Origin of the sequence: Enterococcus pallens ATCC BAA-351 (assembly GCF_000407485.1) — a bacterium.
GTDB lineage: Bacteria > Bacillota > Bacilli > Lactobacillales > Enterococcaceae > Enterococcus_A > Enterococcus_A pallens.
Genome location: NZ_ASWD01000007.1, coordinates 213,193 through 233,164 on the forward strand (window position 1 = coordinate 213,193; position 19,972 = coordinate 233,164).

At 41.5% G+C, this 19,972-nt stretch carries 21 protein-coding genes; 4 read left to right on the forward strand and 17 right to left on the reverse strand.

Annotated elements, in window-relative coordinates:
* Positions 1-27: 27 nt before the first annotated feature.
* The 6 genes from I588_RS24530 to I588_RS24555 form a co-directional block, all read right to left on the reverse strand.
* Positions 28-408, reverse strand: a complete 381-nt coding sequence (locus I588_RS24530) for a MerR family transcriptional regulator (RefSeq protein ID WP_010755909.1) — start codon at positions 406-408, stop codon at positions 28-30.
* A gap of 378 nt (positions 409-786) precedes the next feature.
* The gene (locus tag I588_RS24535) at positions 787-2,052 is read right to left on the reverse strand and encodes a methionine gamma-lyase family protein (RefSeq protein WP_034692421.1); all 1,266 of its coding nucleotides are present in this window, start codon (positions 2,050-2,052) and stop codon (positions 787-789) included.
* Positions 2,036-3,280, reverse strand: a complete 1,245-nt coding sequence (gene hflX / locus I588_RS27620; protein ID WP_010755907.1) for a GTPase HflX — start codon at positions 3,278-3,280, stop codon at positions 2,036-2,038. The genes I588_RS24535 and hflX overlap by 17 nt, the downstream gene beginning before the upstream one ends.
* A gap of 3 nt (positions 3,281-3,283) precedes the next feature.
* Positions 3,284-4,204: a tRNA (adenosine(37)-N6)-dimethylallyltransferase MiaA gene (gene miaA, locus I588_RS27625; RefSeq protein ID WP_010755906.1), complete on the reverse strand. Its 921-nt coding sequence runs from the start codon at positions 4,202-4,204 to the stop codon at positions 3,284-3,286.
* Positions 4,201-4,935, reverse strand: coding sequence for a glycerophosphodiester phosphodiesterase (locus I588_RS24550; RefSeq protein WP_010755905.1), 735 nt, complete (start codon positions 4,933-4,935; stop codon positions 4,201-4,203). Before I588_RS24550 ends, miaA begins: the two co-directional genes overlap by 4 nt.
* Positions 4,936-4,948: 13 nt before the next feature.
* A complete protein-coding gene (locus I588_RS24555; protein WP_010755904.1) occupies positions 4,949-5,464 on the reverse strand; it encodes a hypothetical protein in 516 nt (171 codons plus the stop codon).
* A gap of 192 nt (positions 5,465-5,656) precedes the next feature.
* Here I588_RS24555 and clpP point away from each other — a divergent pair, with 192 nt between their 5' ends.
* Positions 5,657-6,253 (forward strand): ATP-dependent Clp endopeptidase proteolytic subunit ClpP, encoded by a 597-nt coding sequence (gene clpP, locus I588_RS24560; RefSeq protein WP_010755903.1) that lies wholly within the window; start codon positions 5,657-5,659, stop codon positions 6,251-6,253.
* Positions 6,254-6,318: 65 nt separating this feature from the next.
* On the opposite strand, the gene I588_RS24565 is transcribed toward clpP, so the two are convergent.
* The 3 genes from I588_RS24565 to I588_RS24575 are packed head-to-tail and all read right to left on the reverse strand — an operon-like array spanning position 6,319 to position 8,198.
* The gene (locus I588_RS24565) at positions 6,319-7,023 is read right to left on the reverse strand and encodes a DNA/RNA non-specific endonuclease (protein ID WP_034692418.1); all 705 of its coding nucleotides are present in this window, start codon (positions 7,021-7,023) and stop codon (positions 6,319-6,321) included.
* Between the two features lie 13 nt (positions 7,024-7,036).
* Positions 7,037-7,981: an SPFH domain-containing protein gene (locus tag I588_RS24570; protein ID WP_034692416.1), complete on the reverse strand. Its 945-nt coding sequence runs from the start codon at positions 7,979-7,981 to the stop codon at positions 7,037-7,039.
* The gene (locus I588_RS24575) at positions 7,968-8,198 is read right to left on the reverse strand and encodes a hypothetical protein (protein ID WP_010755900.1); all 231 of its coding nucleotides are present in this window, start codon (positions 8,196-8,198) and stop codon (positions 7,968-7,970) included. Before I588_RS24575 ends, I588_RS24570 begins: the two co-directional genes overlap by 14 nt.
* 130 nt (positions 8,199-8,328) lie before the next feature.
* Here I588_RS24575 and I588_RS24580 point away from each other — a divergent pair, with 130 nt between their 5' ends.
* Positions 8,329-9,012, forward strand: coding sequence for a CPBP family intramembrane glutamic endopeptidase (locus I588_RS24580; RefSeq protein ID WP_010755899.1), 684 nt, complete (start codon positions 8,329-8,331; stop codon positions 9,010-9,012).
* Between the two features lie 79 nt (positions 9,013-9,091).
* Here I588_RS24580 and I588_RS24585 read toward each other — a convergent pair whose 3' ends face one another.
* Positions 9,092-9,841, reverse strand: a complete 750-nt coding sequence (locus I588_RS24585) for a winged helix-turn-helix domain-containing protein (protein WP_010755898.1) — start codon at positions 9,839-9,841, stop codon at positions 9,092-9,094.
* Between the two features lie 435 nt (positions 9,842-10,276).
* On the opposite strand from I588_RS24585, the gene I588_RS24590 reads away from it, so the two are divergent.
* Together I588_RS24590 and I588_RS24595 are read left to right on the forward strand one after the other, a co-directional pair.
* On the forward strand, positions 10,277-11,821 hold the full coding sequence (locus tag I588_RS24590; RefSeq protein WP_010755897.1) for a helix-turn-helix domain-containing protein: 1,545 nt from the start codon (positions 10,277-10,279) through the stop codon (positions 11,819-11,821).
* Positions 11,822-12,034: 213 nt separating this feature from the next.
* Entirely contained in the window at positions 12,035-12,337 is a 303-nt protein-coding gene (locus I588_RS24595; protein WP_010755896.1) for a bacteriocin immunity protein, read from the forward strand.
* A gap of 112 nt (positions 12,338-12,449) precedes the next feature.
* Here the strand turns inward: I588_RS24595 and I588_RS24600 are convergent, their stop codons facing one another.
* From I588_RS24600 to I588_RS24630, 7 genes are read right to left on the reverse strand one after another with little or no spacing between them, the layout of a single operon-like run.
* Positions 12,450-13,220 (reverse strand): helix-turn-helix domain-containing protein, encoded by a 771-nt coding sequence (locus tag I588_RS24600; RefSeq protein ID WP_034692414.1) that lies wholly within the window; start codon positions 13,218-13,220, stop codon positions 12,450-12,452.
* Positions 13,221-13,260: 40 nt separating this feature from the next.
* On the reverse strand, positions 13,261-14,601 hold the full coding sequence (locus I588_RS24605) for a hypothetical protein (protein WP_010755894.1): 1,341 nt from the start codon (positions 14,599-14,601) through the stop codon (positions 13,261-13,263).
* Positions 14,602-14,614: 13 nt separating this feature from the next.
* Positions 14,615-15,403, reverse strand: coding sequence for a CatB-related O-acetyltransferase (locus I588_RS24610; RefSeq protein WP_010755893.1), 789 nt, complete (start codon positions 15,401-15,403; stop codon positions 14,615-14,617).
* Between the two features lie 16 nt (positions 15,404-15,419).
* The gene (locus tag I588_RS24615; protein ID WP_010755892.1) at positions 15,420-15,704 is read right to left on the reverse strand and encodes a hypothetical protein; all 285 of its coding nucleotides are present in this window, start codon (positions 15,702-15,704) and stop codon (positions 15,420-15,422) included.
* 39 nt (positions 15,705-15,743) lie between these two features.
* Positions 15,744-18,371, reverse strand: a complete 2,628-nt coding sequence (locus tag I588_RS26635) for a glycosyltransferase family 2 protein (protein ID WP_010755891.1) — start codon at positions 18,369-18,371, stop codon at positions 15,744-15,746.
* Positions 18,372-18,420: 49 nt separating this feature from the next.
* The gene (locus tag I588_RS24625) at positions 18,421-19,119 is read right to left on the reverse strand and encodes a winged helix-turn-helix domain-containing protein (protein ID WP_010755890.1); all 699 of its coding nucleotides are present in this window, start codon (positions 19,117-19,119) and stop codon (positions 18,421-18,423) included.
* Positions 19,120-19,162: 43 nt separating this feature from the next.
* Entirely contained in the window at positions 19,163-19,864 is a 702-nt protein-coding gene (locus tag I588_RS24630; RefSeq protein WP_010755889.1) for a class A sortase, read from the reverse strand.
* Between the last annotated feature and the right edge of the window lie 108 nt (positions 19,865-19,972).

The following is a 19,972-nucleotide window of genomic DNA, read 5'->3' on the forward strand; positions in this document are numbered from 1 at the left end:
CTTCATTTTTTTATTATTCCACAACCACTAAAGCTTTGGCCCTTGCGATTGATATGGATGTTGTTGACTTAACCCGCTTTGGGTCAGCATTTCGTCATAGAAGATTCGACGGACATCTTTGTCGGTCAATGGCGGCTTTTCTCTGGCCGCTTTTTCTTCGTCCTGACGCATTTGATACACTCGTTTGATTCCTGCCATGTTCAAACCGTCTGATAGATAATCCTTGATCTCCAGAAGCACATCAATGTCATTCAGAGAATACATTCTACGGTTGCCTTCGCTCCGCTCTGGATGGATTAATTCTTGTTCTTCATAGTAACGAATCTGTCTGGCAGTTAAATCTGTTAGTTTCATGACTGTACCAATTGGAAAAACAGCTAATGAACGACGCAATTCTTTTTCCCGCATCAAATATCCTCCCTGTTTCTTAATGTTGAAAATAGGATACCAAGCATTAGACCACTTGTCAACAGCAAATGTGAGATTTTCTTACATAGGAGTAAAAAATTTCTAACATGACTTTTTCGCTTTTGCTTAAAAGAGGCTGCAAATACTTATGCATCAAGGAAAACCATTGCATAAAGCTGATCCATTCAGCTACAAAAAAAAGGCTGTGACATTAGTAAAAACAGACCTGAATTTCACGAACGATATCTAGTAAGAAACACTAAATATTGTGGATTTGCGACGAGGACCTACTGGATCGTAGTCGCAAATACAATATAGTTCGGAATTCCATCTGTTAAAAAGACTAATGTCACAGCCTCGATGCTCAATTTATTTTCTTTATTCAGCTTTTGTTTGATGATAAACATCATTCACTGCATTGGCAACTGCCACTTTTACGTGCTCAAAAGTTAATCCACCCTGCAAATATAACGAATAAGGTTCCCGTAATGGACCATCTGCACTTAATTCGATGCTGGCGCCTTGAACGAAGGTTCCTGCTGCCATAATGATATCATCTTCATAACCAGCCATATAAGAAGGCACTGGTGCTACATACGCATCAATTGGCGAGAATTTTTGAATCGACTGACAGAAACGAATCATTGCATCACGATCCTTCAATTCCACAAGTTGAATCAAATCTGTACGAGGGTCATTCCATTTAGGGGTTGATTCAATTTGGTATTCCTCTAACAATGCTGATGAGAAAATGGCCCCTTGAATTGCTTGACCAACGACGTGAGGTGCTAAGAAGAAACCCTGCAGCATATCGTAAACATTCCCCAGCATTGCCCCACCTTCCGCACCAACGCCAGGTGTAGTTAAGCGATAAGCGCAGCGTTCAACAAGCTCTTGCTTCCCAGCAAGATAACCACCTGTTTTCGCAATTCCGCCACCAGGATTCTTAATTAATGACCCCGCCATTAAATCCGCTCCAACTTGAGTCGGCTCTAAAAGCTCGGCAAACTCACCGTAGCAATTATCAACAAATATGACTGCTTCAGGAGCTACCGTTTTGACAAAGTCGCACATTTCCTTGATCTTTTCAATCGTAAAAGACGGACGCGCAGCATAGCCGCGAGAACGTTGAATAGCTACAACCTTAGTCTTGTCGGTCAGCTTCTGCTTTACACCTTCAAAATCCACTGAGCCATCCTCTAAAAGGTCCACCTCGTCATAGCCGATTTGGTATTCCTTCATTGAGCCGATCCCGTTGCCTTGAATCCCAATAACCTCCAGCAACGTATCATAGGGTGTCCCGGTAATGTACAGCAAATCGTCTCCTGGACGCAAAATACCAAATAAAGCAGTCGAAATAGCATGAGTTCCAGAAACCAGCTGCGGACGTACCAAAGCTGCTTCAGCACCAAAGGTTTGGGCATACACTGCCTCTAAAGCATCACGACCCATGTCGTCGTTGCCATAGCCTGTAGAAGGCAAAAAATGACTTTCTGACACGTGCTGTTCACGAAAAGCCGCTAAAACCTTCGCTTGATTAGAAAGAGCCGTTTCCCGGACTCTTTTTAAGGCGGGCTCAATTTTCTGATCAACTTTATCAATTGTTTTTACTAACTCAGGGGCAAGACTAGCTGTCCAACTCATCATCCATTCTCCTTATCCACACAGAACTTTTCTTCGCAAAACCGCGAATTTGATAGACCTCTTTTTCTTCTTCAAATGTTTCACTCAATACTAAGCTTTCTCGACGGATTGCATGCAAGGATTGTCCATCTTCAGCCTTAATCGTTAACAAATACGGCTCCAACAGTTCCATGATTTCCTTTTTAATCGCCTCGGCCAAAATTTCTTTGCCTTTACTAGACTTGGCAGATATCAGGGTATTCGGGAACAACGTTGGAGTAAAGGCAAACGGATCAATCCGGTCCGCCTTGTTGTAAATCGTTAAAATGGGAATATCATCCATTTCCAATTCCTTCAGCAAATTCATGACTGTTTGCTCCTGCTGCAGACGATCCTCGGAGCTGGCATCCACTACATGCAGCAGCAGATCCATTCCTTTGCTTTCCTCCAAAGTTGAATGAAAAGCATCAATCAGCTGAGTTGGCAAATCTTGAATAAATCCAACCGTATCAGTAATAGTTGCCTGCATTCCTTGCGGCAGCTGCCATCTTTTAGTCAAGGGGTCTAACGTAGCAAACAGCTGATCTTTAGAGTAGGTTTCCGCATTGGTCAACAAATTGAGGATTGTCGACTTACCGGCATTCGTATAGCCAATCAGACCCATTTGGAAAATATTGGATTGCTGGCGTTTTTGACGGCTGCGCTCACGATGGGCTTCCACGTTCTTCAACTCTTTTTTGATTGCAGAAATTCGGTTACGGATATGACGACGGTCCGTTTCCAGCTTGGTCTCCCCGGGCCCTCTTGTTCCGATTCCCCCACCAAGACGCGACAGGCTATGGCCTTGTCCCATCAAACGAGGCAATAAATAATTCAACTGAGCCAACTCTACTTGAAGCTTGCCTTCCTTAGAACGTGCTCGCTGAGCAAAAATATCTAAAATCAATTGAATCCGGTCAATTACCGGCACCCCGATAATCTCTTCCACTGTTTGGCTTTGTCTTGGCGTCATGGCATGATTAAAAATAACCAGCTCTGCTTCGTGGGCATCGACTAGCTGAGCCAGCTCTTCTACCTTACCTTTGCCAATAATCGTTTGACGATCTACTTTGGGGCGTTTTTGTGTCATCGAAAAAACAATCTCTCCATGAGCGGTCTTGGTCAACCCAGCTAATTCATGCATAGATTCCAGATAGTTCTGTTTATTTTCTTCTGTTTCTACTCCGACAAGAATGACTTTTTCTGACAAAACTTATCCCTCCTCAAGCCATTCTGTGATGGCTGATTCTATTTTGGCGGTCTCTTCTGGATGTTGAACCAAATCAAACCAGTGAACCGGCATCCGGTTCCGGAACCAAGTCAGCTGGCGTTTGGCATAGCGTCTAGATTGCTGCTTCACGTCCTCAATCGCTTGCTCTAACGAAAGATTTCCTTCAAAATAAGGGAAGAATTCCTTATACCCGATCCCTTGAGCAGCCTGTTGATCCTTAAACGCAAACAGCTTCTCGGCCTCTTCCAAGACACCCTGCTGCATCATCAAATCTACTCGTTGATTAATTCGCTGATACAAAAGTGCTCGATCCGTATCAAGACCAATCAAATAAGCGTCGTACAATAGTTCTGGTGTTTCTTTAGGCGTCAAAATTGAACGGCCGGTCAGCTGATACACCTCTATAGCCCGAATAATCTTTTTCACGTTGTTAAAGTGAATTTTTTCCGCTGCCAATGGGTCCATTGCTGCTAGCTTCTCCCACAGAGCTTGTTTGCCATGCTTTTCAGCAAAAGCCGCATACTTTTCCCGTAATGTAGGGTCTTCCTGCTGATTCTCATTCCCTAGCTTATAGTCCCAAAGTAAAGACTGAATATACAAGCCTGTGCCGCCTACTATAATCGGCAGCTTCCCTCGTTGGTAAATCTCAGTGATTTTCTGCCTCGCAGCAGCTTGAAAATCAGCTGCAGAATAGCCTTCGGTGATGTCCCGGACATCAATTAGATAATGCGGGACCCCTTCCATTTCTTCTGGCGTTACCTTAGCTGTACCTATATCCAAAGTACGATAAACCTGCATCGAATCACCGCTGATAACTTCTCCGTTGAAGCGCTTAGCAAGCTGAATACTTAGACTAGTCTTACCTACGGCTGTCGGTCCAACAATAGCAATTACTTTCTTCATCGTTTGATCCTGCTTCTTACACGATGGGCCTTTTCAGGAAAGTCGGTAAACAATCCATCTACCTTTAATTCCATACATTCCATCATCGACTGATACAAATTGACTGCCCAGGGGCGAATCGGCTTTGGATAGCTTCCGGCTATGGCCGTGTTCTCCTGCAGCCATGCATAGCTAGGATGAATGCCTTCAATAAAATCAAACTCCAAAGCAGCCTGAACCATTGCCCGAGATTTCTTAAGAATCAAATCCAGCTGCGCTTCCGGTTCAATTTCATGCATGATACGCAAAGATTCCAAATTGAAGCTGGAATACCAGTAAGTGAACGGCCAGTCACGACTCTGCATGACTTCCGACAGTGCCGCTTCAATACCAGGATAATGGTAGTTATCTGTCTTGATCTCAACATTCAAAATACCGCGATATTGCATTTGCAGGAGCAAATTCAAGACCTCCTGCAGAGTCGAAATTTTGGTAGCCTGAAATTCTTTAGCAAACCAGCTGCCCGCATCTAACTTTTTAATTTCCTCCAAAGTCAGTTCCCGAACCAGCCCTTTGCCATTGGTTGTTCGCTCCACACTTTCATCGTGGATCACAACTAAGTGCTTGTCTTTTGTCAAATGAACATCCAGTTCAATACAATCTGCCCCTGCCCGAACAGCTTCCGCAAATGCTGGCAAGGTATTTTCTGGATGAGTTCCGCTACTTCCGCGGTGGGCCATAATTAAGGTCACGTAGTCTCACCTCTTACTTTACATCAAAATAGTGGAGCGGTTTTTTTGTCAGCTTGCTTAGCTGATTTTTCTTCTCATTGATAATTTCTACCAGCTCGTCGGAAAAAGATTCCATTACCACACGACCACCCTTGTAAGTATAGCCGCCCATCTTTACCGTTTCTTCTGGGGATAAAATAGACTTCCGCTGTGAAATATTCTTAAAGAATTCTTCGATTAAATAGTTCGGTAAATAAAAATTATTTTGCGCTGCAAAAGAATGCAAATAGATATAATCATCGATAGTAATATAACAATCATCGAAAGCATTATAACGCGCATAGTCCTCCATCAGAACGTTCCGCTTCCCCAACACTTCATTCACTTTTTTATTTAGAAGGTTCAAGGTTTCAATTTCCTTCACCCGATGCTCCAAGTCACGCGTGCGGATTTCTTTTCTTTCCATATATTTGAAAAAAATAACGGCAGCAATTCCGACAATGGCTGCTCCCACCAATACGCCCAATAAGCCGATCAACGCTGTTTTCATTTTGTTCCTCCTCATTGTTTATGCGTTATTAATAGTAACATATTTTCCACTATCTGGGATAGCATTCCAACGTCAAAAAACAAAACTAAAGTATTTGACCAAAACTGACCTTTGGTGTATACTTTTTTTTAGGATTTAGCCTTTTAATGTGCTAAACTACTATATGACTACATTTTACAAGGAGGATTCACTATGAATTTAGTCCCTACAGTTATCGAACAATCATCCCGTGGCGAACGGGCATATGACATTTACTCACGTCTATTAAAAGACCGCATTATCATGCTAAGCGGACAAGTAAACGACGATATGGCGAACTCAATTATCGCTCAGCTGCTTTTCTTGGATGCTCAAGACTCTGAAAAAGATATTTACCTTTACATCAACTCTCCAGGAGGAAGCGTATCTGCTGGTTTAGCGATCTTTGATACTATGAACTTCGTTAAAGCCGATGTTCAAACCATCGTATTAGGAATGGCTGCATCAATGGGAAGCTTCTTATTGACTGCTGGTACCAAGGGTAAACGCTTTGCCTTGCCAAACGCTGAGATTATGATTCACCAACCACTTGGCGGTGCTCAAGGACAAGCAACTGAAATCGAGATTGCGGCTCGTCACATCTTGAATACCCGTGAACGTTTAAACAACATCCTGGCTGAACGTACTGGCCAACCGATCGAAGTCATCGAAAAAGACACCGATCGCGACAACTTCATGACAGCTGAAGAAGCGAAGGCTTACGGCTTGATTGACGAAGTTATGGAAAACAAAGGTTCTTTAAAGGGCTAATGGAATGAAAGTCGGGACAACACGTCTCGGCTTTTTGTTTTGCACAAAAAAAGCAAGTAGTCAGTCTACTCGCTTTTCTGTGAGCGCCCCGTTTGATAATCAATCGTTACGCCTTCTTGAATATTATAGATGAAGACATTATAGGAAACACCATCATCCTCAATGCTCTGTGCTTCCATTTGAACACCACGAGCCACAAGCTCATCTCCCTCGAAATAAGGCGTTACCCGATAGCGCACATGGTTTCCTGTCTCCTTCAGGTAATCAGCCACCTCATTCTCGTACACGGTCATTCCTGGCGAATTCAGGCTGCTAGTAGCAGTCATTAGATTTTTCAGGTTATTGTTCTCTCCAGTCAATCGAAAAGCAATCAAATGCGCACGATTGTACAAGGGCTTATCCTGATAAAACTTCTGCTGCCAGCCTGTTGGTTTCACATACAATCGTTCCCGCTCTTCTTTAGGAAACAGACTCTTATGCAGCATCCCATCAGCACGACCGACCCGGTTCAAGCTGTCCAGATCGGAAAAATGAGTGCCCAGCGGCATTTTCAGATCATCGGCGGTAAAATTTGGTTGATTATGATTCAGCTGAATAATCTGATGCTCACCATCATAGGCAGGGATCTCAGTCAATTGTGTGACTTCAACATTTTTCACCGTAGTATCTTCGGTGTGTTCCTGTGTATATAAGCCATATAAAGCAGCTAGTAATAAGACAACACTAGTTAGAATCGTTACTGGGGTCTGCTTTTTACGTTTTTTTGCGATGACGCTTCAACTCCTATTTGGTTTTTTGCCAAATTTCTTTGATCGCCGGCACATTTCCCAATTCAGTTAAGTTGCTAGGCATAATTACAGTATTGCTATTGTTTTCAACAACATGCTTGAAGGCTTCAATTCCCAAATAGGCAATCATTTCTTCAGTTAAGCCACTCTCCGAAATCGCTTGGTTGATTTCTCTGATCCGCATTTTTTCTGCTTCCGTGATCAGCTTAATCTTTTCAGCTTCGGCAATAGCATCCATTTTAGTCCGCTCTGCTCTAGCCTGAGCATCAATTTTGGTTTGCTTCGCCCGTGCTTCAGCATCAATCTGCATTTCAGAGGCTTTCGCTTCAGATTCTAAAATTACCGACTGCTTTTTACCTTCTGAAATCGTAATCAAGGATTCCTTGTCACGACTAGCAGTGATTAGTTTGTTCATGGAAGTGATAATTTCATTGGAAACCGAGATTTCACCGATGTTAATCCGGTCAATCGATAAGCCATAGCCAGCAGTGATATCCTTCACGCTTTCGTACAAGCTCATATTGATTTCTTCTGTTCCATTCAGCACTTCGTTTAATTCCATTTTCCCAATGATCCCCCGCAGGTTAGACTGACAATCCTGGATCATAGAAGTAACTGCATCCTCATTATCATAAACAAATGCCCGTGCATCCGTTACATGATATTTTATCGCTTCGTCGATCTCAACGATTACATTATCTCTTGTAATCACACTTTGAGGTTCAATCTGGATCGGTGTCTGCTTCAAAGAAACACGGCGACGTACATGATACAATATCGGGATTAAGAAATGCAAGCCCGGATCTAAAGAACGCACATACTTCCCGAAGCTCTCAACAACCTTTACTTCCCCCTGGTGCACAATAACCACCATTCTGGAAATCACAAATAACACCACAACAACCAACAATAAGAACAGGATGATATTAAAAATTATCAATGTAGTTCACTTCACTTTCTGTTTTTTCGTTATTAACGACGACTAATAGTTCCCGACTGGTAAAATCAATCACTTCTAACATACTGCCAATTTCCGGTACACCATCAACTACCTTGTAATCGTACAAGCTGCCTAATATCCGAATGACACCAGTTAGACCATTGCTTTTACTGCGAAAAAGGGCACCTATTGCTTTTTGCATTTGATAATCTGCCACTACTCATCGACTCCTTTTATCTAGTATACCAAAGAAGTTTCATGAAAAAGTTTCTTTTTTTGAAAAGTTGCGTATAGCTTTACATATTTCAGAAAATTTCCTACCATGAAGGAAAATAAGGAGGCGCAATATGGAACAATCAAAAAAACAATGGTGGGCCTTACTAGTCATTCCCATAGAATTTATTATAGGACAATACATCTTTCCGCTTTTGCCGTTTGACGACAAGCCACTCGTTTCTCTAATACTTTCTGTCTTGCTTTTTGGTACCGGCTTTGCGGTAATGATTTATATTTTTAAGGACTTTTTGAAAGCACAATGGCGGCTTTACCGCCACAAATTATTTTGGAAGCTGTTAATCAGTATTTTCTTAGTTGCTGGGGCTTTTCTGATTTTGCATCTAGTTCGCGAGATCATTCCTGCTCATCTGCTTACTATTAGAAGCAGTGCTTCAGATTCTAGCGCTCAACTATCAGCTGGCTGGGCACTGTTAGCAGCTGTAGTACCCTTTATTGCCCCTTTTGCCGAAGAACTAACCTTCCGCTATCTCTTGTTAGGAAAGTTCACTAGCCGAGCGGTAAGAGCTGTTATGCTGATCGTACAAGGCATTCTCTTTGGTCTGATCCATATCAACAATTTTAACGGCAATGTTTTTGCAACGATTCCGTATATGGTAATTGGGATTTACTTTGGTGTGATTTATCTGGCATTCAACAACATTTGGGGATCAATTATGGTTCACTGGATGTTTAACTCGATGAATTCAATCTTTCCAGCATTGCTACTGTTTATCTTAAGCTTTTTTGGCGTATAGATAGTTGCTGCTAAACAAATAGCCCCCTTCCTTGAATGCACTTTAACAATTCAAGGAAGGGGGCTATTTACTATTCAAATCAACATTCTTCTACTGCAACTTTTGGTAATTCCACTAAATTTTTCATTTCACTATTCTTGATTTTTTGGGCAACCTTGGGTGACAGTCGATAGCCATAGCCCCAGATTGTTTCAATTGCCTCATCTTCGAAGCCCTCCAGCTCCAGCTTGTGCTTCACACGCTTAATTAGCAGCGAAAGCTGCGACAAATGAGAGTTATTAGGCTCATCGTCCCATAACGCTGTACACATATCCTGACGAGAGACGGATTCGCCCTGTGCCTCAATCAGACGCTGCAAGGTTTTCTTTTCCATCTTAGAAAATTTGATTCTTAAATCCTTTAAGTCTTTCTTCCCTGGCATTTGATGAATGAGCACGGTTCTTGGCTGATTATTTTCAAATTTAGCTAATTTTTCTGCAAGCTGTTCACGAAGCTGGTCCAATGAATCGCCATCAATCAGATAGTCGTGGATCCCCAATGAGCGTAGCTGCTCTTTTTCTTTGTCGGTAGGATCACCGCCGAATTTACGCAAGACAACTCGATCCTGTTTCAGCAGCGTATCCAAAATTTGCTGAATCTCCTGATTGGCTACTGTTTCACTTAGAATAATGGTTTGATGAATGTCAAAGATGGGATCAACTTCAATTCCCATTAATAACTGATTTAAAAAATCAGCAGAGCAATATACTTCATAGTTTAATCGTTGCAGCTGCTCCTGCAACCGCTGCTCAACCAATACATTTTTAGTCAAAACTAAAATCGAGCGCATGGCAGTTCCCCCTTAGTAATTATGATGTGATTCACAAACAAATAGAGACTTCTGCTCTACTCTTAGTACCTTTTCAGTCGTTTGCTTATCACTGTTGCTTTATCAACAAACTGAATTTTTTTTAGCTGCAAGTGTTCTCACAACGCTCATAACGAGCTGGCAATGCTACTACTCTTCGTCTAAAAAAATAGTTCACGGAAAGAAAGAAAAACAACAAAATAGGTTTGAAATTAAGTAGGTTTTTTGCTAATTTATTATTTAAGAAGAAATTAGTTAAATGAAATTGGCTTTTCATTAGAATGAACGATCTATTGGTTTTTCAAACTTGAATCATTATTTTCCTTTCAATCTCTCCGATCAAAATTAGTATAATTCTTTTTTTTAAAAAATGTGTATCCTGTTTTTGAAGAAAAGAGGAGAAAAAGGAGAACAATTATGATCAACACTTTATTGTCGGAAAACAAATTTGTAAAACTATGCATCCTTTATCATTTTTATCAAAAAAGTGACGAATTACATATCATAACCGACATCCAAGAAAACTTAGGTGTCTATTTAGGGATCACAACCAAAACGACTCTCCGATATATTCAGGAATTAAATGACGAAATTAATCATTTAATGGGCATTGATTGCTTCATTTACAAAGCAGCGCCTCAAACATATCGCATCAATCCAGCTTTTCTTAAAGATTCCTGTACAGTGTTTAATAACATTAAATATTGCTATTTTAAAGAGTCGATTCCCTTTCAAGCTTGCTTACAGCTCGCTCTTGAAGGTCACTTAAGCATCGACGAGCTATGTGAGAATTTAGCAGTTAGTAAATCCTACGCCTATAAGGTTATCCGAAATCTAAATAAAGCCCTGAACAAATTCGACATAGCAATCACACAAGGAAACAAGAAGAAACTAGTTTTTGAAGGCAGCGAAGTCAACATCCGGCTGTACATATACAACTTTTTCACCACCTGTGTCCCTAATTCTATTTGGCTTTTTCCTGTTGACAAGGAAGCGATTCGGGAACAAGTCGAAAAAATTGTCGATAAGCGAAACCTATCCGAATACTCCTTAAACAACTTATTAATTTTATATGGGATTTTACACTGTCGTTTTTCCAGTGGCTGCTTTTTAGATGATCGAGAATTCGAAAATTTGAGAAAGCATTTAGAGTTGTTCCGTTTGGAGGCCTTTGATTGCACAGGCTGTTTTTCTACTTATTGCAGCAATCGTGTAAAAATAACAAATGAAGAGTTAGCTTTTAGTTTTTTTGTCCAAATTCTGCTAAATGATATTGTTTCACCTACAGAAGTTTATAAGGTAGCTGAAGGGATCATCACTGAGAATTCTATTATTTATCAATTCATTATGCAGTTTATTCGAGATTATTCTGCAGACCTGAACATTAATCTTACCCAGCAACAATACCGACAAATTGTCTATTATTATTATTTATTTTTCACCTTTTCGATCTCAGCTACTCGTGTACATCTGTTAGATATTTGGAATCTAAATACAGTGGACTTCGAACAATTGCCCCACGTTAACGAACCTGTTCAGCTGCTAGAGGAGAACCACGAGAAACAAAGAGAAATAGAAGAGCTTTACACGAAGCTAATCAATGATTCACGTTTTGCTGAAATTCGTGACCTTTTATTGGATAACAGCAATATTAAGTACTTTATCAGTCTGACTTACATCCAGTTAAGCATGCTTGATACTTCTCAAGTATCAATTTATCTGCATTTTATTAAGAACTATATTACGAAGAAATTTCTCAAGGAAAAGTTACTCCTGATTTACCAATCGAACCTGTTAAATTTTATCGATGATTATGAAGAGGCAGATATCATCATTACAGATAATCCCGAGTATCTTAATGGGTCATGTCGCATCGTATTAGTCAACAACGTATTCGATCCAGTACAATTTCTTCATATCATGAATGCCATTAACAATGAAATACTCACTATTCTTACTTAGCTTTATAAAATCCCCAGCCGATTTTCATCAATTGAAAGGGCTGGGGATTCTGCTTTTTCATATTCAACTGCAACATATCGTGAACTTCTTTAACGTTTGAACCTAAAACGAACATTTTTGTCACATAGAAGCAAATGAATGTCTTTTATTTTAGAGTGCTGATATGATTAGTAACATCATTTGATACAAGTAAAATCTTAGGAGTGTTAGAGCATGAAGCAAGAAAAAAAAGTAACGCAAATGATGGATCAGATCAGTACTGCTTATTCGGATGAAGCAGTAAAACAGCGACCTGAACTGCAAGAGATCCTATTAGAACATGCAGCATTGCTGGAAAAAAACGGCGAATACCAGCTGGTTGCTACTAAGCTTTGCAAAGCTATTTCTTGGTATTATCTAACCTACCAACAAGATTTTCCTAAAGCTATCGGCATTCTTTATAATCAAGTGAAGGGCGAAGCTGTGAAATACGATGCAGTTGCCATAAGTGCGTTGATGATGCCGCTCTGGTTTTAGTTTATATATAAAACAAGGACATGTTGCCGATTCGGCAGCATGTTTTTGTCTTTTACCATTGGGCAACCTAAATAGCCGATCTCAAAGCGCAAGATCGACTACTCTTTTCTCATCAGATCAACACACGATCCAGCTTGCGGTGATCCCGAATAAATTCAGGATAATTGTCTCCTGCTTGATCCGTACTTAAATAGTAATAAAAGTCAGGATGCAGGCCGTACCCTCGTCCCCACTTAGTGATGATTGTATCCCCTTGGTAGCCGGCAGCCTTGAACTTATTCTTGATCTTGGTGGTAATGCAGGAAAGCTGACTGCGATTTGAATCAGTTTCTCCTTCAGGCCACAGGACTTCACAAATATCACTACGAGAAATCAATGTATCTTTAGACTCCAGCAGCATCTTAAACAGCTGTTCTTCCTTCTTGGAAAAATAGATGCGCCCCGCCGAAGTTTCCATGGTTCGATTCTCAATTTTATCAATCGCTGGACATTCCTCGCTGCTATTTTCTAACAGCTCATCATAAAACTCATTTTGCAGCTTCACCAGTTCTTCCCGGAGACCATCAAAGGATAGCGATTTGAACAGTCCCCAAGTAATTCCTAACTCCTGCCAGCTTCTTACTTCTTCTTCGTCCGGTTCGTTCATCACTAAGCGAACCACTAGATTTGTTGTTCGCGTTTTATAAGCTAAAAACTTTCCAATCTCCAAATTACTAATCGTTTCACTTAATAGAATAATGGGGAAAAATGGAAGGATCGAAGCCATTTTTTGATTGATGAAGCTTTCTCTTGAACAAAATACTTCATAATCCAACAGCTGAAGCTGCTTTTGAAGCTGTTGCTCGGCTAATATATTTTTCGTGAGAATCAATACTTTATTCACATGCTCACACTCCTTGTTAGTCTCTGACTGTACAAAGGGGTTAGTCTGCTTTTTCGGCACGCGCCTTACTAAAGCTCCCATCCCTCGCCAGTCCATTTATTTTAAGTACCTCGTTAAACTTCTCCTTGTCTGAAGCTGTCACGATATACTTGTCTTCTAAATCGATCAAATATCCTTGTAAGGTAGTCGCCTCTGATTCCATCATCAGGGTATAAAGAATACCAAAGTTTAATTGCTTTATTTCCTGTTCTGATAATTCTTCGTTTAAGTAGCGTTCAGAAATATGAAAGGCTTCGTCCTGCGATCCGGTGTCCAACAAGTCATAGAGAACCTGCTGAACAGTGAGATTGGTTGACTGTCCAAATAATCGATTCACTCCCTGATCATCATTTTCTTGAACTAGCGTATCCGTTTCTACCAGACTCTCAGGATCTGCAAAAACTTCTCCTGCAAATAATGCCCAGCCTTCCTTATAACTAATCTTCGGATCAGAATTGACCCCATAATGACTATCGTATTTGCCACTGGGCATTGCGAAGGCGGCATACATATTCCAGTGGGTCCACTCATGCATAATATTGTGCATCAGATTCTTGGTCTCAAAGCTCTTATCACTGCGGTCACCAACCACAATATCAGGAATTGCACTATTATCATGCCCATTTCGAGAGAAAGCATTGCTTCTGTCAAGGTATTTCCCTTGCTCAAAATTTATATTAATCGGTTTTATTGAGACATTTGCAGTATCAGGAAATAATTTGCGGGCCTGCTTTATAGCATCCGCCTGCGCCTGAACAGCTTGATCAAAATAATAATTGATCCGGGCAGCTTGAAAATTATAGAAAAATGTCTCCTCCTTTTTTGCTTGACCAAACAACACCTGATGATCCGTGAAGTCGATAGTATTCTCATTGCCTAATCGCAGTGTAAAAACAAAGCTGTAGGGCTTCTTATTATATTTTTGTACGTATCCTCTTTGAGCATTGCCCAAGATATAGCTTATTTTCAACGAAGCTCCCTGTAAGGGAATCTTATGAAGTGCTACATCCTGTATTTCTCCCTGCTCATTGGTAATCCCTTCGTGCAGGAACGTTTCTTGCTCCTTTGTGACGAGTCGAATCGTGAATCTAGTATTCGGTAAGGGAACTGGCACCGAGTCTTCTGCACCATCCGTCACTTTTAGATAAAATTGTTTAAGCTGAACTGTTCGGTTTTTTGGGCTCTTTTTTCTTTTATTACCACTTTCCTCTTGATAATTGGCTGAGGCTTCGCCCGTTACGTCTACTGGGTCTAGTCGATCGGTGTCGTTTGCTTGAGTCATCAGTTGAAAGGTAAAAAGAAAAGCAAGTAGCAGTAGGATGGTTATTTCCTTCTTTTTCACATGAACCTCCTACCTATTTTTCAGCAGCCTTCAGAAAATCATCAATTGTCGTTACGATTGGTACAAAGGGTTTTATTTTCTGCTGATCAATTAGTTGTTCCACCTTAGTGATAAAATCATCGATTGGTTCATCTCCACGAATCGTCGAAAACTGGCCGAAATCATAACACCACCACTTTAATTGAAGCAGCCGCTGAATACATTCAGGGGGAAAACGGAAGTTGATGATTTTTGCCGGACATCCGGCCACGATGGCATACGGAGGAACATCCTTAGTCACAATCGCATGCGCGGCAATCACTGCGCCATCATGAACCGTAATACCTTTTGAACTAAACGTCACCTGTTCCCCAACCCAGACATCATTGCCGATAACAATTGGCTGGCGCCGCAGCTGATTTGGTGCCGTTTCAAATTGATTCCCCCATTTTTCCTTGTAGGTATTCAGGGAAATATTCTTGGTTTCATACGTAACCTGAGAGGTAGTGAAGCGATCCAGGGGATGGTTTGGCCCCATTCGACTTACTCCAGGGGCAATCGAAGTATAACGGCCAACGATTGTGTCCACTGGCAGATTACTGCGGCTGTAGCTAAATGCGCCCATGGTGTGCATATGAGTCCCCCTGACAAAGATTGAAAAAGGTTCAATCTCCACGGTACTCGTTACAAATAACGGATCCTTCCCAAGTACAAAGCGATTTTCTCGTGTGGTTAGTTTGGTAAAAATGTCTCGTTCCACCAAGAGCCGATCCAACCCTTCGGAAAAAATGAATTTGTGGGTTCTCTGCGGTTTCTTTATCACAACAACCTCCTTACTTTCAGGACCATCTTCCCCGTTTTGGTCCGGCATTGTGGATATATTTCTTCGCATCCTTGGGAATTCGTTGAGGAGAATCATCAGTATCCGCCTCCCAAGGATAAAGACCATTTTCATCCTTTTGGTAACTCTCTTCCACTGGATCTAGTCCATCATAGGAACGATGTTTTTTCAGTCGTTGCTTCAAAAAAGCAATAAAGGTCACGGTGATGAAGAGAATGAGAATCAGTTTTCGCATCCCTAAATTTTTAATTACCTCAAGGACAAATTGTCCAAGCTCTGCCATTTCAATCCCTCTTTTCAAGGCCTGTCTTTCATCCGTCTACTATTGAACTTCGTATCTTCCACTGTATAAATCATTAATAAACTGCTTGGCTTCTTGATCAAGATAAGTACTTCCTTTTATTAAATAAAGAGAATGGCCAATCTGCTGGAATAAGCGAGTTGGCGCGTATTTTCCCCGTTTGATCATGGCCGCATAACGATTCAGGTAGATGGCTAATAGATCTGCTTTACGCTTTTGCGGTACTTCCTCCAGACTAAAAATGAAGCGAAAGACTTCGGCGTAAATTTTCATGGCGTCCCGTGGTGGTGTCCCGATTTTTGAAAGCGAGACCGTATCCCACTCGCCGCAGAAATAGTAGTCCTTCTTGTTTCCTAGAAACGCAATCTTGCGAACCACCGCATAAAGCTTCATAGAAAACCAATTATCTTCACGTACTCGAATCTTGGTTGGAAACTCTAACTGATACCGATCGACCACTTCTTTGCGCATCAGCTTGCCAACGATGTTCAAGCTGTTGTAAAGCTTGGTCTCAAGAAAATCCATCCCTGTGACAGCTGTCGACGATTGGAAGCACGAACGGCTAAGCGCTCGACGGCTACCTGCTGCTCGGAAATAGGGCATGCAAACTAAGTCCGTTTCTTCCTCCTCGATTGCTAATTGATACGCATCTTCCAAGGCATGAGGGGTCAGATAATCATCCGAATCCACGAAGACTACCCAGCGCCCTTTTGCCTGCTTCAATCCTTCATTTCTAGGAACAGACGCACCGCCAGAGTTTTTTGGTAACCGAAGCACTCGCAAATGCTCAAAGTCTTTTTGGAATTTCTCAACCACCTCAATCGTCTGATCCGTCGAGGCATCATCCGCCACAATCACTTCAAACTGTGAGTGATCGAAGGTTGCCTGTGCCAATTGCGTCAAACACTTCGCAATTTCCTTTTCCCGATTGTAAACCGGAATAATGACAGAAATTGCCAGCGAGTCTTCCTCTGGATTCTCATCCTTTTCGTTGGTTAACGTCTCACTAACGACTTCTGGCGAATGGTACAGCTGGTAATTAATCAACCCCGATAAGAAATGTTCCGCATCATCAATTCGCATTCGGCAACGATCATGCCGCACATAGAATCCGCCAGCAATGGTTTCCGGCTGGGCAAAGAACATCGCCAGCTCTGGCCACATGGTTCCTGTTCTCAATTCATGAAGGGCGCGTTTCTCCATCACACGCTTCAGCCAAGTGAATTCTTCAGCGCTAAAGAGCGGCTCTTCGAAATCAATTTCTTGAATCCGATCGAACATCTTCACTGCCGCCACTACCAGCTCCAGCATGGTTGGATAAGCCGTGTCTCTTTTCTCAATAAAAGCCAAATTCTCCAAGGCATTCCGAACACCAAACTCAAAATACTTGCGTTTTGGTAAGTAAGTCGTCAATTCATTGACTGAATAACTCAGCCAATGGTCGTGGTATCGTTCATACCTTTTTTGAATAAAGTGATTCATTAACAGCTCTGCTAAGTCCAGCCATTCTTTTTTACCGACTAATGGGTAGGCCCGCATAATCGCAAACAACGCTTCTCCATCGTAATAAATAATCCGAAAGGCTTCGCTCTCTGTTAACTCTTCATTCAGCACATGAGTGGTTGACCCGTCTTCTGCAATAAACGACTTCATCCCATTTAAGAACTTTTCAATCGAAGGTAGAAACTGTTGATTCCCAGTGACTGTCTGATACTTGGTCAAGGCCAAAATAACCATCGCCTGAGCCCCCAGCTTTAATTCCTCGCCGTCAACCACATAATAGGCATCTTCTGTCACTTTAGTCAGATGCATGAGTCCCCATTGCAGACCTTGTTCAATCTTTTCTAAAAAATCAGCTTCCACCAATTCTTGTTCTCGCAAATAATCGTAGGCTTCCAGCAACGCATACAAACTGGAATAGTGTCGGACACTGTTGTAGCTGTTAATCTTTCTACCACCTATCGGAAAATAGCCATAGATAAACTTGCCCGTTTCGGTAATCTGATCAATCAGGTAGTGAGCCCCTCGTCGAATGCCCTGTTCCAGCATAGTCCATTGATTGTCGTCATTAATTTCCCGTACGCCCTGTCCATACCCTTCCGTTTCCATTGAATACATTTTTCCTTCTTCAATGAAGACCCCTTTCTTTGTAAAGAACGTCCACTCTTTACCAAAATGAAGCGGAGAACTCAAGTCACATTGATCCCGGTATTGGCTGTAGGCTTGGACATGCGCTTCACTAATCATTAGGCGCGCATCTCTTCTAGCGATCCGATGCTCTGGATGAGGAACCAGCAGCGCATTTCCAGTAATTTCTTCCGGTAAAAACGTCAAATCATTGTCCTCATTGAAGGCTACGCCATAAGGAAAATAATTGTCCCGCTGCGTCTGATAGAACGCCTGTTGTCCGTCTTCCGCGCTCATTTTATTCGCTGTATCTATTCGTTCAATCTTCACCCATTTTGGAAAAAGCGGAAAAGTTTCTAAATACTGTTCTACCTTCAGCCAGCCCTGTTCAAAATTATCACCGCTAGTCTGCCAAACCTTCCCACGATTATTTCCTGAACAGGTGGTTACAAAGAAATGAACCTTCCCATCTTTTGCTGGAACAAACAATTCTTTTTTAGCTGCTGCTAACTCTTTTCTCACATCATCACCTTACTTCTTTTCTATAATCACTCACACATAAACGTGCTGCTTACTCCACAAGCTCCAGTGAAAACTCCGGTGTCAAACAATACCCGCTGCCCCAAATCGTCCGCAACAAGTCTTCACTAAATCTTGTTTCCTTCAGTTTCTGCTTAATTCTTTTCACTAATACAGACAGCTGTGACATGCGAGAATGATTTAACTCTTCCCCCCATAGATAGTCACACAGCTCCTCACGAGAAACGATTTCCCCATTGGCTTCCTGCAGGTAAAGGAATACTTTCTTTTCCTTCTTCGTTAACGTCTTCAGAAACTGTTCCATCAGCTTTTCCGCCATAACAGAATACTGGGTTATAGAGACCTGTTCTTCCTCGGCTGTTTGCTGCAGGAGCTCCATTTTCTCAGCCAAGCGCTCTCTCAGCTGGTCACTTGGTATATCATCTGAAATCCATTCTGTTATTCCTAGCTTCCTCAGTTGTTCCTGTTCCTCTAAAGAGGGCGCCACACTGAATTTGCGAAGGATCACAAGGTTGCCTAACATCATCTTTGGTAAGATCTCCGCAATTTCTCGATTAGTGATGGTTTCACTAAAGATAACCACTTGGTGATCAACCCTCACATGCCCTTTATTTCTCAATTGATGAAAGGCTTGAACCGAACACAGCACTTCATAATCCAGCTGCTGCAATTGTTCCTGTAAACGTTGTTCTACTAAAATATTCTTGGTTAATAGTAAGATTAGCCGCATCCCATGCACTTCCTCTCGTCCACATAAATAATCTGCTGGTCTCTCAATACGATTGAATTGGAAGCTGAAAGGCTTGAGCAGCTTCTTCTGACAATTGCTTCATCGGTTTCACTTCAATTAATTCTGCTTGAACCACTAAGCGATTCGTTGCATACAAGTCACCGCAAGTAATCAGTGTTAACAGCTTTTTCTCTGGTACAACATCCAATACCTCTGTTTTAGTTGGCACGACCTTTTCCTTATTTATCACTTCATATGTATACACATGGGAAAGGTCAGTTAAATAAACAATGTCTCCCAACACGATATTCTCTAATGGGGTGAATAATAAATCTGGTTGATCCGACCGATGACTGGCTAAACCATAATTTCCTTCGCCCATTTCCTGATCCGGTGAAAGTGTCCCTGCTCCATAAAGCAACGCCTCATTCGATAATCCTTTGAAAATCGGCAACCGAATTTTCACACTAGGAATCGCAATACTGGCAATTACTGGCAGTTCTTTTTTCTGTCCAGCTAACTGCGATTTCACCACCGCTTCTGAAGTGAGCGACTTCACTTGGTCAAAATCAAAGGGGGCGTCTTTTTGCTTATTCTTTTCTAAGTCCTGCTTCGATAGCCGACTGATCTCATAAACAGCACCTGTGTTAGTTATGAAGAAATTGATTAGCGGTTTATTAAATAGAAGAAAAAGACCAACAATGATCAGCAAAAAAGAACAAAATCGCAAAACTTTTTTCTTCATATCTTCCCTTTCTGTTAAAAAAAAGCGTATAAGGCTAAAAAAACGAACGATCCGTCTAAAAAGATTAATTCTTTGTTCTAGAGAGATCGTTCGTTTCCTTATTGCTTT